Below are 15000 nucleotides of genomic sequence, written 5' to 3'. Positions count from 1 at the left end.
ATGCCCGACGCGCCGCTCACGCCCGACAAGCGCCGGATCGAACTCGATCCCGATGCGATAGACCCGCCGGACCGCGCGCCCTTCGTCGAGCTGGGGCTGGTCAGCTGCTTCAGCTTCCTGCGCGGGGCGAGCGATGCGGTCGATCTGGTGATGACCGCGCGAAGCCACGGCTATGACGCGATCGGGATCGCCGATGCCAACACCATGGCGGGCGTGGTGCGCATCCATGCCGAGGCGCAGACGCTCAAGCTACGCCCCGTGATCGGCACCCGGATCGAGACGGTCGAGGGGCTCGCTTTCCTCGCCTATCCCCGTGACCGCGCCGCCTATGGCGGGCTATGCCGCCTGATCAGCGCCGGCCGGATGGCGACGCTCGACGGCGAATGGCAGGCGAAAGGGCAATGCGACATCTCCCTCGCCATGCTGGCTGAGCACAGCGAGGGGGTGCAGCTGATCCTGTTGCCGCCGGATGATCTGGAACATCGTTTCACGATCGAGGTGGAGAGCAATGTCGTTCCTTTCCGCAAGGACGATGGCGAGGCCGACGAAGAGCGGTGGACACAATTGTGCGCCGGTTTTCCGGTCATTCTCCCCCACCTGACCCGCCAGCTGCCGACCCTGCGCCACCTCGCGGCCAGCTATCTCTATCGCGGGGATGATATCGCCCGGATCGACCGGCTCGACGCCTTGGCAAGGGCCAACGGCCTCACCCTGTTGGCGACAAATGACGTGCATTATCATGCACCTGAGCGACGTCCCTTGCAGGATGTCATGACCGCGATCCGGCACAAGACCACTGTCGCTCGGGCCGGACACCTGCTCCATGGCAATGCCGAACGCTATCTCAAGCCGCCCGAGGTGATGTGCCACCTCTTCGCCCGCTGGCCGCATGCGATCCGCGCCGCGCGCGAGGTGGCGGATGCCTGCAATTTCAATCTCGAAGAGCTGAGATATGAGTATCCGCAGGAGATCTATCCCGACGGCATGACGCCGCAGCAATTCCTCGAACACTCGGTCTGGGAAGGCTCGAAAACGCGCTATCCGGGTGGCTTGCCGGAGAGTGTGCGGGAAACCCTGCTGCGCGAGCTGGCGCTGATCGAGAAGCTGGACCTCGCGCGCTACTTCCTCACCATCAAGGATATCGTTGATTTTGCCCGCGAAGGTGTGAGCCCGCCGATCCTGTGCCAGGGCCGGGGCAGCGCGGCCAACTCGGCCGTGTGTTTCGTGCTCGGCATCACCAGCGTCGATCCGGCCAAGCACCAGCTGCTGTTCGACCGCTTCATTTCGGAAGAGCGCAAGGAGCCGCCCGATATCGACGTCGACTTCGAACATGAGCGGCGCGAAGAGGTTATCCAGCATATCTACCACAAGTACGGCCGCCACCGCGCCGGGCTCTGCGCCACGGTGATCCATTATCGCCCACGCATGGCGATCCGCGAGGTGGGCAAGGCGATGGGGCTGAGCGAGGATGTCACCAGCGCGCTGGCGCGGACCGTCTGGGGTGGGTGGGGCCGCGAGATCGGCGAGAAGCATGTCGGCGAAACTGGCATGGATGTGACCGATCCGCAGCTCAGGCGAGTGCTGAATCTCACCAGGCAAATGATTGGAATGCCGCGCCATTTGTCACAGCATGTAGGCGGTTTCATCCTGACCGAGGGCGCCCTGACCGAGACTGTGCCGATCGGCAACGGGGCGATGCCCGATCGCAGCTTCATCGAATGGGACAAGGACGACATCGAGGCGCTCGGCATTCTCAAGGTCGATGTGCTGGCGTTGGGTATGCTGACCTGCATCAGGAAGTGCCTCGACCTGCTTGAAAATCATCACGAAAGGCGGCTCGAACTCGCCACCGTCCCGCGCGAGGATCCGGAGACCTACGCCATGCTGCGCAAGGGGGATTCCCTCGGCGTGTTCCAGGTCGAGAGCCGGGCGCAGATGAACATGCTCCCCCGCCTGCGCCCGCGCGAGTTCTACGATCTCGTGATCCAGGTGGCGATCGTCCGTCCCGGGCCGATCCAGGGCGACATGGTCCATCCCTACCTCAAGCGGCGGCGCGGGGCGGAGCAGGTGCAGATCCCCGCGCCATCGCCCGAACACGGCCCGCCCGACGAGCTCTCCAGCATTCTCGGGCGCACGCTGGGGGTGCCGATCTTCCAGGAGCAGGCGATGAAGATCGCGCTCGACGCCGCCAAGTTCTCCAGTCTCGAGGCCAACCGCCTGCGCAAGGCGATGGCGACGTTCCGCAGCCGGGGCATGGTCGATGAACTACAGGATATGATGGTCGGTCGCATGGTGCAGCGTGGCTACGACCCCGACTTCGCCGAACGCTGCTTCAACCAGATCCGCGGGTTCGGCGAATATGGTTTTCCGGAAAGCCACGCGGCGAGCTTCGCCCACCTCGTCTATGTCTCGAGCTGGCTCAAATGCCACTTCCCCGCCGCCTTCGCCTGCGCGCTGCTCAATTCGCAGCCGATGGGCTTCTACGCTCCGGCCCAGATCGTGCGCGACGCGGCCGAGCATGGCGTCACCGTGCTGCCGGCTGACGTCAATCATTCGCAATGGGACTGCACGCTGGAGCAGGTGGCAGAGGTGCGGGAGACTCGCGAGGGCCGTTTCGACCGGCACCTCGCCCTGCGTCTTGGTTTGCGCCAAGTCGAGGGGCTGCCCGAGCATATCGCCGCCCGGCTGATCGAAAACCGCGAAAATCAGGGCTTTTTCGATGACGTCATGACGCTGCGGGACCGTGCAGGCATCGGTCCGGCGCATGTCGAACGGCTCGCCAGCGCGGATTGTTTCGGGTCGATGGGATTGTCCAGGCGGCAGGCCCTGTGGGATGCGCGCAGCCTGGTCGCCGGGCCTGATCTGCCGCTGTTCCGCGCGGCGCAGCAGCGGGACGAAGGGGCGGAACGACGCCAGACCGTCTTGCCTGCCATGCCGCTCAGCGAGGAAGTGGTGGCCGATTACCAGACCATGCGATTGAGCCTGAAGGCTCATCCGATGGCCTTCCTGCGCCCGGAACTTGCCGAACGCGGCTTCGTGCGCGCCTGCGACCTGCGCGAGCGCAAGTTCCGAAGCATGGTGCAAGTCGCCGGGGTGGTGTTGATCCGCCAGCGGCCCGGCAGCGCCAAGGGTGTGTGCTTCATCACGCTGGAGGACGAGACCGGGGTGGTGAACCTGGTGGTCTGGCCCGATCTCAAGGAGAAGCAGCGCAAGGTGGTGATGGGCTCGCGCCTGATGGAAGTGCGCGGGCGGGTAGAGTATGACGACGAAGTGATTCATGTCATTGCCCACCACCTGACCGACGCAACCCGCCAGCTGGCGCGTCTGTCGGAGGATATACTGCCGACTCCGCTTGCACGGGCTGATCATGTCAACAATCCGCTTCCTGAAAAACACAATCTACAGAAAGGGTTGGAGGGCAACATTGGCACGAATTACCATCCGCTCGAGGCGTGGCAGGAGGACGAACAGCCCGACAAGTTCCGTCCGCGCGACCTGATCGACGAATTGCCGGACGCCCGGGGGCACCCGCGCAATGCGCGCATCATCCCCAAGTCTCGAGACTTCCATTGATCGACAATCGCTGGAAAATCTCCCGTCGCATCGACCGTATGCGATGGGACCGCGGCGCTGTCATCCTGCTCGCTGCCATGGGACTCGGACTTGCCGCGCAGGCGTGGCTGCGCGAGAACCCGGGGGCCAACCCATGGGCTCCACTGGACCTGCGTGACGCCGAAGGCTGGGCAACACAGGGCAAAATCGCAGACCTGCGCGACGATCCTGTGCAATGCCGCGCCGTGCTGAAACGGAGCGAAGTACCCTTCACGGTCCTCGCTGCAGCCGGTGAAGGAAGCTGCAGACGCACCGACCGGACCGTACTCGAAGAAGCACCGCTTTCGCCCTCGCAGCCACCCACAACCTGTGCCGTGGCCGCCGCTTTCGAACTGTGGTTGGACAAGGGCTTGGCACCAGCCTCGCACGAAATATTCGGCCAGCCCATCGAGCGGATCGAACATTTCGGCGCTTACAGCTGCCGCAGGCTATACGGGCGCGATGAAGGGCCTTGGAGTGAACATGCTACCGGCAATGCCATCGATATCGCCGCTTTCGTGCTCAGAGACGGGACGCGCATAAGTGTGCTTGCCGACTGGTCGGGTGAACACAAAAAGGGGCGATTCCTGCGACACGCGAGAGACGCAGCTTGCCGAAGCTTCGGCACCGTCCTTTCCCCGGACTACAACAGGGCCCACGCCGATCACCTGCACCTTGACCAGGCTCGACGAGGAGTGGGAGGTGTTTGCCGCTAGCCCTTAGGCCGTTTCTAGCGAGTAACCGGCAGAACGGACTGTCCGGATCGGATCCTCGGCGCCCGGAATCTCGATCGCCTTGCGCAGGCGACGGATATGGACGTCCACCGTGCGCAGTTCGATATCGCTGCCGGTACCCCAGACGCCGTCCAGCAACTGGTTGCGGCTGAACACCCGGCCGGGGCTTTCCATGAAGAACTTGAGCAGGCGATACTCGGTGGGGCCAAGCTGCAGCACTTCGCCGCGCCGCTTCACCTTGTGTGCCACCGGATCGAGATGAATGTCGCCTACCTGGATGGATTCACCGGCGAGGGCAGGGCGAATGCGGCGCATCACCGCAGCGACTCGGGCGAGCAGCTCACGCGGGCTGAACGGTTTGGTGACGTAATCGTCTGCGCCGGTGTCGAGCCCGCGAATCCGGTCATCTTCCGCCTCACGCGCGGTCAGCATGATGATGGGCACATGGGCAGTGGACTTGTCCCGCCGCAGGCGGCGGCAAACCTCGATACCGCTCGTGCCCTCGATCATCCAGTCGAGCAGGATGAGGTCCGGCACGTCCTCGCTCGCCATCAACAGGGCTTCGTCCCCGTCGGACGTTGTCCGGACGTGGTACCCTTCGTTCTTGAAACGATATTCCAACAGCTCGGAAAGAGCAGGATCATCCTCCACCAGGAGGAGCTTGGCTGACGGCACTTCTACCACCCCGAATGATTAGCTTGGGGATGGGCTTTATGGCAATCCGGCGTCAGGAATATTTCACCGGTTACAGTTCCGCGTCAGGAGCTGCCGGAATTCAGTCTACATCGGTCGGATAATCGCCGGTTGCGGCAAAGTGCACCATTTCGGCAACATTCGTCGCGTGGTCACCGATACGCTCGATATTCCGCGCGATAAAGAGGAGCTGTGCCGCACTCGAGATCGTCGCAGGATTCTCGACCATATGACTGACGAGGTTGCGGAAAATGCTGTTGTAGAAGGCATCAACCTTCTCGTCGGCGGCGATAACTTCCAGCGCCAGTGCGGCGTCGCGCGCGGAATAGGCCGTCAGCACGTCATGCACCATCTCGGCGGCGATATCGGCCATTGCTGGCAGCAAAGTAAGCGGTTCGAACCGTTCGTGTCCTTCGATCCGGCCGACCCGCTTGGCGATGTTCTTCGAGTAGTCACCGATACGCTCGATCACACCGGCGATCTTGAGCGCAGCGATCACCTCGCGCAGATCATCTGCCATCGGCGCGCGCAGGGCGATGATGCGAACCGCGAGCTTGTCGACTTCGGATTCAATCGCGTCGATCGCCTTGTCGCCCTTGACGACCTTGGCGCCGCGCTCGACATCGCCGCTCACCAGCGCAGCGAGCGATTCCTGCAGCGCGACCTCGGCCAGCCCGCCCATTTCCGCGATCAGGCCGCGCAGGCGGGTGATGTCTTCGTCGAAGGCTTTGACTGTGTGGTCGTTCATTATCCGTACCGTCCGGTGATGTAGTCTTTTGTACGCTCTTCCAGCGGGTTCGTGAAGATTTCTTCGGTCGGCCCGTACTCCACCATCGCGCCGAGGTGGAAGAATGCCGTGCGTTGCGACACGCGCGCGGCCTGCTGCATCGAATGGGTCACGATGACGATGGCGTAGTTGCCCTGCAACTCGTCGATCAGCTCCTCGATCTTTGCCGTAGCGATAGGATCCAGCGCCGAGCAGGGTTCGTCCATCAGGATGACCTCGGGATCCACTGCGATGGCGCGCGCAATGCACAGGCGCTGCTGTTGACCGCCTGACAGAGCCGTGCCCGATTCCTGCAGCCTGTCCTTTACCTCGTTCCACAAGCCGGCCCGGACCAGTGACCGTTCGACGATGGCGTCGAGTTCGGTCTTGTCATTGGCAAGGCCGTGGATCGTCGGGCCATAGGCGATGTTGTCGTAAATCGACTTCGGGAAAGGGTTCGGCTTCTGGAACACCATGCCGACGCGGGCGCGCAATTGCACCACGTCCATTGCGTTGCCGTAGATATCCTCTCCGTCGAGCTCGATCAGACCTTCGACCCGGGCCGAGGCAATGGTATCGTTCATACGGTTCAGCGCGCGCAGAAAAGTCGACTTGCCGCAACCCGACGGGCCGATGAAGGCCGTTACATATTGCGCCGGGATCGCGATCGAGACGTTGTTGATCGCCTGCTTGTCGGCGTAATAGACCGACACGTCCGTCGCCCGCATCTTGGGGTTGGACGGCTGTTCCATGTTGTGAATGCGGGTCACCAGGTCTTCTCGAACTTGTTGCGGAGATAAATGGCGAGGCCGTTCATCACGAGGAGGAACAGCAATAGCACGATAATGGCGGCGCTGGTGCGCTCGATGAATCCTGTGTCGATCTCATCGGACCAGAGGAATATCTGCACCGGCAGGACAGTGGCCGGAGAGGTGAAACCGTCCGGTGGAGTGGCGACGAACGCACGCATGCCAATCATCAGCAGCGGCGCAGTCTCACCCAGCGCCCGCGCCATGCCGATGATGGTGCCAGTCAGGATGCCGGGCAGGGCGAGCGGCAGGACGTGATGGAACACCACCTGCACCGGCGACGCGCCGATGGCGAGCGCACCATCACGGATCGACGGCGGAACCGCTTTGATCGCGTTGCGGCCCGAAATGACGATCACCGGCATGGTCATGAGCGCCAGGGTCAAGCCGCCGATAAGCGGGGCCGAACGCATGTTCGGGAACATCCACAGGAACACCGCCAGCCCGAGCAAGCCGAAGATGATAGACGGCACCGCTGCGAGATTGTTGATCGAAACCTCGATAATGTCGGTCCAGCGGTTCTTTTTGGCGTATTCCTCGAGATAGACTGCGGCCATGACACCGATGGGGAAGGCGAACAGCAAGGTCACGATCATGGTCAGGATCGAGCCCTTGAGCGCGCCCCAGATGCCGACCATCTGCGGATCGGTCGCGTCGGAACGGGTCAGGAAGCCGCTATCGAACCGGGCGTCCAGCTTACCCTGGTCGGAAAGCGTCTTGGCCAGTTGCAGTGTTTCCGGCGTCCCTTCACCGTCCATGGCCTGCGCGAGATCACCCGAGGCAGGCAACCAGAAGATCGTCTCGTCCTTGATCAGATCCGGGTTCGCAATAATCGCGTCGGCTACTTCGCGCCAGGCTTCACCACTCAGCCCTGCCGCGCCGGCGGCACCAAGTTCCGCTTCCGCTGCCGCTTCGACGACCTGCGGGAGACCTTGCAATTGCAGCGACTGGGCTGCGCCGGGTGCGGCCAACAGACTGGGATCGGCCGAGACCCCCGAGGCGGCCAGATTGATCGGCACCCGCAGCTCGTCGCGCTGGAAACCGGCCACACCGCTTATCAGCATATTGCCAAGCAACAGCACCAGAATAGTGATCGAGAAGGCAATCGCCCCGAAACCGATCCATTTGAAGCGGCGCTCGGCAGCATAGCGCTGCTTCAGCCGTTTTTCGAATGCCGCAGTGCGGGTTGGGGCCCGGGGAGGGGAAACCGTATCATTCATAGGCTTCACGGAACCGCTTGACGACGCTGAGGGCAAAGAAGTTGAGCCCCAACGTAACCATGAAGAGGACGAAGCCGAGGGCGAAGGCGCTCAGCGTGGCGGGATGGTCGAAGCTGCCTTCACCGGTCAGCAGGGCGACGATCTGCACCGTCACGGTGGTCATGGCTTCGAGCGGGTTGGCCGTCAGGTTGGCTGCTGTCGAAGCCGCCATGACCACGATCATGGTTTCCCCGATGGCGCGGCTGATCGCCAGCATGATCCCGGCCACGATACCGGGCAGGGCGGCTGGGATGAGGACCCGCTTGATCGTTTCCGACTTCGTCGCGCCCATTGCCAGGCTGCCATCTCGCATCGATTGCGGAACGGCGGCGATGCTGTCGTCGGCCATCGACGAGACGAAAGGAATGATCATCACGCCCATGACAAGGCCTGCAGCAAGTGCGCTTTCGCTGGATGCGTTGCCGACACCCATTGTCTTCGCAATATCGCGAATGGCCGGGGCGACAGTCAGGGCGGCGAAGTAGCCATAGACCACGGTGGGCACCCCGGCGAGGATCTCGAGCGCCGGCTTGAGCCACTTGCGCCACGATGGGCTTGCGTACTGCGTAAGGTAGATCGCGCTCATCAGTCCAAGCGGGATAGCCACGATCATGGCGATGATGGCGCCGATGAATATGGTACCCCAGAACAGCGGGATTGCGCCGTAACGATGTCCCTGCTCGGCGGTCGCGCTGGCCATCGGATCCGGGTTCCAACTGGTGCCGAACAGGAAATCTACCGGCGAGACCATACCGAAGAAGCGAATTGTCTCGAACACCAGGCTGGCGAGGATGCCGAATGTGGTCAGGATCGCCACCAGCGACGCCAGTAACAGGATGCCCATCACCACGCCTTCAACCCGGTTGCGGGCGTGGAACTTGGGCTTGAGCCTTGTGTAGGACCATACTCCGCAGATTACCGCGATTGCGGCGGCAAGGGCGAGTCCGATCATGTTGTAGAAACTAAGGGCGGCCCGGAACGGCTCGACCAGTCCCTCTGCTTCCCGGTTGAAGACACCTGGCGCTGCGCCTGTCGCAACCGCCCGGGCTTCTGCCAACATGGTCTCGCGCTGGAGGCCGAATGCGGGCAGTTCTTGCGCCGCCGGGCTCGCAAGCACCGACTGCAGAACCAGCATGGGCGACAGCGCGCTCCACACGGCTGCGAACAGCAGCATCGGGATGCCTACCCAAAGGGCTACGTACCATGCGTGATAGTTGGGCCGCGACAGGACGTTGCCGGACGCGGGATCGCGCAGGAAAGTCCATGCGCGCGCGCGACCGGCGAGCCAGCCCAACAGGCCCAGCCCGAGGGCCAGCAGGATCAGAAACGCAGGCGACATTGGTCAGTTAGGTCCTTGGCGCGAAAAGCGGTCAAACGGCCCCGCTTGCCTCCGGTCTTGGCGGGGCGATGGGGGACTTTTGTGTCAGATTGATGACTCAAGCTCGGCATCAACCTGCACGATCGGTGATAAGGGGAATGCGCGCGGTGATCGTGGTCCCCTTTCCAACCTCGCTGGAAATATCGAGCCGACCGCGGTGTCGCTGCACGATGTGCTTGACGATGGCGAGGCCCAGCCCGGTACCGCCCGAGGCGAGACTTCGCCCTGGATCAGTCCGATAGAAACGCCGGGTAAGGTGCGGGATATGTTCGGGAGCAATGCCTGCCCCGCGATCGATCACTTCGAGTTTGGCGTCGCCACTGGCTGCCCGGGAGAGCCGGACCGTGACAGGAGTATCGGAACCGCCATACTTGTAGGCATTGTCGACGAGGTTCCTGACGAGCTGCTCCAGCTGCTGCTCGTCTCCTGCGACGGTGAGCGAATCCTCAAGGTCCAGCTCTAGACGCGCGAGCCGACCTTCGGGGGCTGCCGCATCGCGCGAGGCATGCTCGACCACGGTATTGAGCAAGACAGGTGTCTGGGGTCGTTCATGCTTCTCCGCTTCGATCCGCGAAAGCGACATGAGGTCGCTGACGAGATTCTGCAGGCGCCTTGCCTCGCGCAGGATCGTGTCGAGGAATTTCTTCGACGTTGCCGCATCCATTCGCCCGGCATCTTCCTCGAGGGTTTCGACATAGCCGATGATCGAGGCCAGCGGCGTGCGCAGTTCATGGCTGGCGTTGGCAACGAAATCGGTATGCGCGCGGCTGATATCGGCTTCTGCGGTCTTGTTGAGCAGTTCGATGACCGCGACATCGCCTTCCATCTGGTAGCGGCTGAGATTCCAGATATCCTTCGGCCGAACGAGGCCGGTAATGATCGCCTCACCCGATTGACGGCGGTCCATCAGTGCAATTGCTTCAGGATGGCGCAGGGCGACCCTGACATCCTGCTCCAGGATATGATTGCCCAGCAGCTCCCGCGCCGCGCGGTTGGCGATAATCACCCGATTGCGTTCGCTCAACATCAACGGGGTGCCCGAGTGTTCGATCATGTCGGCCAATCCGGCACGAGAGAATGTCGCGTCTTCTACCTGCGATTGAGGTGGTGGCGGAGCAGGGCGCGAAAGCATGAGCGAACCCAGCCAGACCACGAACATCAGCACGCCCAGCACCGGGTCGAGCCCGGCGAACACCAGGACGAGGGAAGTCGCGATCGCCAGCGCGACGCCGGCCCAGGGCAGGGAGGTTTCTTCGCTCATCGCGGCGGCCTTAGTGGCGCGTCGCCGCCGATGCCACCCGCTGCCCATCGAAATCCGCAGTTTATGCAGACCCGCTGGCAACGGTCGGAAGTTATCGGGAAATGCGCCTCCGGGTGGTGACCCGTACGGGAATCGAACCCGTGTTTCAGCCGTGAAAGGGCCGCGTCCTAACCGCTAGACGAACGGGCCGTTTGGTCCGGTCCCGGAGGCGAGCCGCGCTACTAGGGATGTGAGTCGGGACGGTCAAGTGCAATATCGAGCACTTTGTGACGTTTCTCGCTCAATCGGCCCAGGCGGCATCTTCGAGGTGCAATTCCGCCGCCGGACGAGCACCCCAATCGTCGATCTTGACCCTTCCAGCGAGCCATAGTTTCCGGCTCCGCGCGCCGTGCAGGATTGCCTGACCCCATTCGGTCGAGGCCGCGCGAAAAGCGATTGCCTTGATCGAACCGCCATCGGGTCCGCCAGCAATGAGCCGCAAGTGATCCGTACCGACGATGTCGGCCTTTATCACGTGTACCGGGCCGACCGCGACGCGAGGGCCAGGCCAGCCAACGCCATAGGGACCCGCGCGCTCGAGCGAATGCACCAGGTCGGACGTAAGCCCGCGGGCGCTTACCGCCAGATCGAGTGTCATCTTCTGTTCGCCCATCGCGCGGCTTACGGATCCCTCCAGACGCTCGTCGAGCCAGTCACCAAGCGCATCGAGCTTGTCAGCCGCCACCGTAAGGCCCGCCGCCATAGCGTGCCCTCCGCCGGCGACCAGCAGGCCTTGCTCGCGCGCTGCGATGATTGCCGCGCCGAGATCGACCCCGGCAATCGACCGGCCCGACCCCTTTCCTTCGCCTTTGTCACGGTCGACAGCGACCACCAGGCTCGGCTTGCCGGTTTTTTCCTTGATCCGTCCTGCAACGATCCCGATCACGCCCGGGTGCCAACCTTCGCCGGACAAAAGGTGCACAGCACGATTATGTTGTGCCGCAAGCTGTTCTTCAGCCGCTTCCTGTACCTCGGCCTCAATCGCACGGCGCTCTTCATTTAGCGCCGAGAGCTGGGCCGCAATGGCGCGAGCCTCGCCTTGATCTTCGGTCGTCAGGAGGCGAACACCCAGAGTAGATTCACCGACCCGCCCGCCAGCGTTGATGCGTGGCCCCAAGGCGAAACCAAGGTCGCTGCAAACCGGTGCGCGCTTCAGCCGGCTCGCGTCGATCAGCGCGCTCATGCCGGTGTTGTGCCGTTTGGCCATGACTTTGAGGCCTTGTGCGACGAAGGCCCGGTTGAGGCCATGGAGCGCGGCCACATCCGCCACCGTGCCCAACGCGACCAGATCGAGCAGGCCGCGAATATCTGGCTCGGCCCGATCCTTGAAGTATCCCTGCTGGCGAAGTGTGCGGACCAAGGCAATCGCAAGCAGGAAAGCCACCCCGACTGCTGCAAGGTGGCCGTGTGCAGCCGCTTCGTCGCTTTCATCGAGCCGGTTGGGGTTCACGAGCGCAATCGCAGGGGGCAGGTCTGGCGGGCACTTGTGGTGATCGACGACGATCACGTCTACGCCGGCATCACGCGCCATGGAGAGCGCTTCATGCGCCATCGCACCGCAATCGACGGTAACGATCAGGCTTGACCCTTCCTGCCCGATCTTGACCAGTGCCTCACCGCTGGGGCCGTAACCTTCGAGCAGGCGATCGGGGATGTAATACCTTGCCTCGTGGCCCAACATGCGCATCAGGCGGATCAGCAACGCCGCGCTGGTCGCACCATCGACGTCGTAATCGCCGTAGACGGTGATGGTTTCACGAGCGAGGATTGCCTGGGCGATCCGCTCTGCAGCGCAGTCCATGTCACGGAAACAAGACGGATCGGGCAGGAAACCGCCCAGCGTCGGTGTCCGGTGCCGATCCAGGTCGTTACGATCGACACCGCGGGACAGCAGAAGCTGCGTGACGATATCGTCTTCCAGCCCGATGACGCCGCCATTGATCTCCATGTTGCCCCCGCGCCAGCACCATGCCCGCCCGGAGAGCGAGTGCGAGACACCGAATACGTGGGATAGTGCGCGCGAAGCCATGTTCTCTTACTACCCCGACGGAGACGCGACGCAAATGCTGCGGCATTGACTTTCAACGACGTCGAGGGGACGCATCGCTCGATGGACAACAGCCAGAAACTCCTGATCGCATGGCATAGCCGCACAGGTGCAAGCCGTGCCATGGCAAAAGCGGCTTCCGAGGGAGCCGGACCAGACGCAGAATTGATGGCGGCGGAAGCCGTTGGGCCCGAGCAACTTCTGGCGGCGGGTGGCTATCTCTTCGTTTGCCCCGAAAATCTCGCCAGCATGAGTGGGGCGATGAAGGAAATGTTCGATCGCTGCTATTATCCCGTCCTCGGCAAGATCGAAGGGCGCCCCTTTGCAACCATCATCGCTGCGGGATCGGACGGGCAGGGCGCGCAGAACCAGATCGACCGGATCTCCACCGGCTGGCGACTCCGCCGGGTTGCGAAGCCCTTGATCATATGTACGCATGCTCAAACCATCGACGCGATACTTGCTGCAAAGACGATTCCGCCCGAAGATTTGGCCGCATGCCGTGAGCTCGGAGCGTCTCTTGCAGCAGGAATAGCATTGGGAATCTTCTGACAAGTTGCTCCAGTATGGAGATTTTACATGCCTGCAGTCTCGACTAAAGCGCTCTTTCGTATCAGATACCGCTAATATCTTGGCAAGGGGACAGGCCAATTTCCGGCGTCAAACAAGCGGACCATGGGGAACGAGCACGGCCTGACCTGTTGTTCCTGTTTACGCCGGAAAACCGGCCCAGTCGTGCACCCATCTTAGAAGTATTGTCATCCATTGAAGGGCTGACGATTTCGGTTGATCGCGCGGCTCCGGGCGATTTCCCTGACGCTCCAGATGTCCCCCTGTGGCTCGAACTTCATCGCGACGGGTTGACCTTCGACTGTTCGGGGCTTGCGCCCGGCCCAGCGGAAACATTGCCCAAAGTGAGCGACTGGCTGGGGATCCCGCCGGAAGATCGGGCCGAGCGTTTGCGGTGTGTCGGATTGGCGCTTGGTCCTCACCTGCGCGCAGGAAAAGCGAGCCCGCCGATCCTCAGAGGATTGTTCGCATTGGCGAGCGCGATGGCCGCAAGTCTGGCAGCTTGCCGGGGCGTGTGCTGGGCGGCTTCGGGTACTGTGATCGGTCGCAAGGGTTTCGTCGAACTGGTCGGTCGATGGCAGGACGGCGGGGCTTTCCCGGCGCAGCTGGTGACCTCGCTCAAGGCGGGCCTTGGCGGCGGGATCGAAACTCGCGGCCTGTCGTATTTCACCGGCCAGGAACTGCGGGTCGAACCGGCCAGCTTCAGCGAAGAAGGGCAGGGGTCGCTGCTGGCACTGCGACTTGCCAGCCAATTGATCTATCGCGGGACACTCGAGGTGCCAGAGCAGGCCATATCGCCGGATGGTACCCCGTTACGCCTTGAACCTTCCGCCAACGGCCGGTTCGTCAGGGTCTGGGCAGGTTAGGCGAAAGGCGCAGCTGCTGCATCCAGCGCTGCCTTGGCGGCTTTGTATTCCGCCTCCAACCGGGCAACCCTTTCTTCTACCGACTCGACAGCCTTCACCGCGCCGACACCCTGACCCGAGCCCCAGATGTCTTTCCACGCCTTGGCCTTGGTGTTGCCGCCGCTGCCAAAGTTCATCTTCGACGGGTCGCTGACGGGGAGATTATCCGGATCAAGCCCGGCGCTCTCGATGGAACTGCGCAGGTAGTTGCCATGCACCCCGGTGAAGAGATTGGTGTAGACGATCCCCTCGGCGCTGCCTTCGACGATGCCCTGCTTGTAACCTTGGTCGGCATTCGCCTCATGCGTCGCGATCCAGGCGCTGCCGATATAGGCGAAGTCGGCTGACAGCGCCTGTGCCGCCAGCACGGAGCGGCCATGAGCGATCGAACCCGACAACGCCACCAGCCCGTCGAACCACTCGCGAATCTCTGCCATCAGCGCGAAGGGAGAAAGCGTGCCGGCATGGCCCCCGGCACCTGCCGCCACAGGTATCAGGCCCGTCGCACCCTTCTCGATCGCCTTGCGGGCGAAGCGGTTGTTGATCACGTCGTGCATGGTGATCCCGCCCCAGTTCCTGACCGCAGCGAAGATATCTTCGCGCGCGCCAAGAGAGGTGATGATCATCGGCACCTGCCACTTCTCGCAAGTCGCCATGTCCGCATCAAGCCGGTCGTTCGACTTGTGGACGATCTGGTTCACTGCGAACGGCGCTGCAGGGCGGTCCGGGTTTTCCCGATTGTGCTTGGCTAGTTCCTCGGTGATCTGGTGCAGCCATTCGTCGAGCAGCGTCTGCGGCCTTGCATTCAGCGCCGGAAAGCTGCCGATGATCCCGGCCTTGCACTGGGCAATCACCAGTTCTGGGCCGGACACGATGAACAGCGGCGAGCCGATGACGGGCAGGCGCAGGCGGTCGAACGGGGCAGGAAGCGGCATCCAGAGACTCCGG

12 protein-coding genes and 1 tRNA gene are annotated in these 15000 nt (G+C 62.8%); 4 read left to right on the top strand and 9 right to left on the bottom strand.

Going from position 1 to position 15000, the window contains the following annotated elements; all coding sequences use genetic code 11:
• Together LY632_RS09375 and LY632_RS09370 are read left to right on the top strand one after the other, a co-directional pair.
• The gene (locus LY632_RS09375) at positions 1–3573 is read left to right on the top strand and encodes an error-prone DNA polymerase (protein ID WP_234090876.1); all 3573 of its coding nucleotides are present in this window, start codon (positions 1–3) and stop codon (positions 3571–3573) included.
• Positions 3570–4307: an extensin family protein gene (locus LY632_RS09370; protein WP_234090875.1), complete on the top strand. Its 738-nt coding sequence runs from the start codon at positions 3570–3572 to the stop codon at positions 4305–4307. The genes LY632_RS09375 and LY632_RS09370 overlap by 4 nt, the downstream gene beginning before the upstream one ends.
• A 3-nt stretch (positions 4308–4310) precedes the next feature.
• Here LY632_RS09370 and phoB read toward each other — a convergent pair whose 3' ends face one another.
• The 8 genes from phoB to recJ all read right to left on the bottom strand — a co-directional run bounded on the left by phoB (position 4311) and on the right by recJ (position 12559).
• On the bottom strand, positions 4311–5000 hold the full coding sequence (gene phoB, locus LY632_RS09365; RefSeq protein ID WP_234093211.1) for a phosphate regulon transcriptional regulator PhoB: 690 nt from the start codon (positions 4998–5000) through the stop codon (positions 4311–4313).
• A gap of 100 nt (positions 5001–5100) precedes the next feature.
• A complete protein-coding gene (gene phoU / locus LY632_RS09360) occupies positions 5101–5766 on the bottom strand; it encodes a phosphate signaling complex protein PhoU (RefSeq protein WP_234090874.1) in 666 nt (221 codons plus the stop codon).
• A complete protein-coding gene (gene pstB, locus LY632_RS09355; RefSeq protein ID WP_234093209.1) occupies positions 5766–6536 on the bottom strand; it encodes a phosphate ABC transporter ATP-binding protein PstB in 771 nt (256 codons plus the stop codon). The genes phoU and pstB overlap by 1 nt, the downstream gene beginning before the upstream one ends.
• A gap of 14 nt (positions 6537–6550) precedes the next feature.
• The gene (pstA, locus tag LY632_RS09350) at positions 6551–7813 is read right to left on the bottom strand and encodes a phosphate ABC transporter permease PstA (protein WP_234090873.1); all 1263 of its coding nucleotides are present in this window, start codon (positions 7811–7813) and stop codon (positions 6551–6553) included.
• Positions 7806–9191: a phosphate ABC transporter permease subunit PstC gene (gene pstC, locus LY632_RS09345; protein WP_234090872.1), complete on the bottom strand. Its 1386-nt coding sequence runs from the start codon at positions 9189–9191 to the stop codon at positions 7806–7808. The genes pstA and pstC overlap by 8 nt, the downstream gene beginning before the upstream one ends.
• A 109-nt stretch (positions 9192–9300) precedes the next feature.
• Positions 9301–10491 carry an ATP-binding protein gene (locus LY632_RS09340; RefSeq protein WP_234090871.1) on the bottom strand — a complete coding sequence of 397 codons (1191 nt, stop codon included), beginning with the start codon at positions 10489–10491 and terminating at the stop codon, positions 9301–9303.
• A 114-nt stretch (positions 10492–10605) separates the two neighbouring features.
• A tRNA-Glu gene (locus LY632_RS09335) sits at positions 10606–10680 on the bottom strand.
• Between the two features lie 91 nt (positions 10681–10771).
• Positions 10772–12559, bottom strand: coding sequence for a single-stranded-DNA-specific exonuclease RecJ (gene recJ, locus LY632_RS09330; protein WP_234090870.1), 1788 nt, complete (start codon positions 12557–12559; stop codon positions 10772–10774).
• 81 nt (positions 12560–12640) lie between these two features.
• Between recJ and LY632_RS09325 the strand changes: the two genes are divergently transcribed.
• A complete protein-coding gene (locus tag LY632_RS09325; RefSeq protein WP_234090869.1) occupies positions 12641–13129 on the top strand; it encodes a flavodoxin family protein in 489 nt (162 codons plus the stop codon).
• 362 nt (positions 13130–13491) lie between these two features.
• On the top strand, positions 13492–14013 hold the full coding sequence (locus tag LY632_RS09320; protein ID WP_234090868.1) for a hypothetical protein: 522 nt from the start codon (positions 13492–13494) through the stop codon (positions 14011–14013).
• On the opposite strand, the gene LY632_RS09315 is transcribed toward LY632_RS09320, so the two are convergent.
• Complete coding sequence (locus LY632_RS09315) at positions 14010–14987, bottom strand: nitronate monooxygenase family protein (RefSeq protein WP_234090867.1); 978 nt, start codon at positions 14985–14987, stop codon at positions 14010–14012. The genes LY632_RS09320 and LY632_RS09315 overlap by 4 nt on opposite strands.
• Positions 14988–15000 lie beyond the last annotated feature (13 nt).

This window comes from Erythrobacter sp. SDW2, assembly GCF_021431965.1.
In the GTDB taxonomy this organism is placed as follows: Bacteria; Pseudomonadota; Alphaproteobacteria; order Sphingomonadales; family Sphingomonadaceae; genus Parerythrobacter.
This window is presented reverse-complemented; position numbering and strand designations above follow the sequence as displayed.

Bases quoted from the DNA above. Each gene is read 5' to 3' on its own strand.
- LY632_RS09375 (WP_234090876.1), top strand. From the start codon at position 1: ATGCCCGACGCGCCGCTCACGCCCGACAAGCGCCGGATCGAACTCGAT.
- phoU (WP_234090874.1), bottom strand. From the start codon at position 5,766: ATGAACGACCACACAGTCAAAGCCTTCGACGAAGACATCACCCGCCTG.
- pstB (WP_234093209.1), bottom strand. From the start codon at position 6,536: ATGGAACAGCCGTCCAACCCCAAGATGCGGGCGACGGACGTGTCGGTC.
- pstA (WP_234090873.1), bottom strand. From the start codon at position 7,813: ATGAATGATACGGTTTCCCCTCCCCGGGCCCCAACCCGCACTGCGGCA.
- pstC (WP_234090872.1), bottom strand. From the start codon at position 9,191: ATGTCGCCTGCGTTTCTGATCCTGCTGGCCCTCGGGCTGGGCCTGTTG.
- LY632_RS09340 (WP_234090871.1), bottom strand. From the start codon at position 10,491: ATGAGCGAAGAAACCTCCCTGCCCTGGGCCGGCGTCGCGCTGGCGATC.
- recJ (WP_234090870.1), bottom strand. From the start codon at position 12,559: ATGGCTTCGCGCGCACTATCCCACGTATTCGGTGTCTCGCACTCGCTC.
- LY632_RS09325 (WP_234090869.1), top strand. From the start codon at position 12,641: ATGGACAACAGCCAGAAACTCCTGATCGCATGGCATAGCCGCACAGGT.
- LY632_RS09315 (WP_234090867.1), bottom strand. From the start codon at position 14,987: ATGCCGCTTCCTGCCCCGTTCGACCGCCTGCGCCTGCCCGTCATCGGC.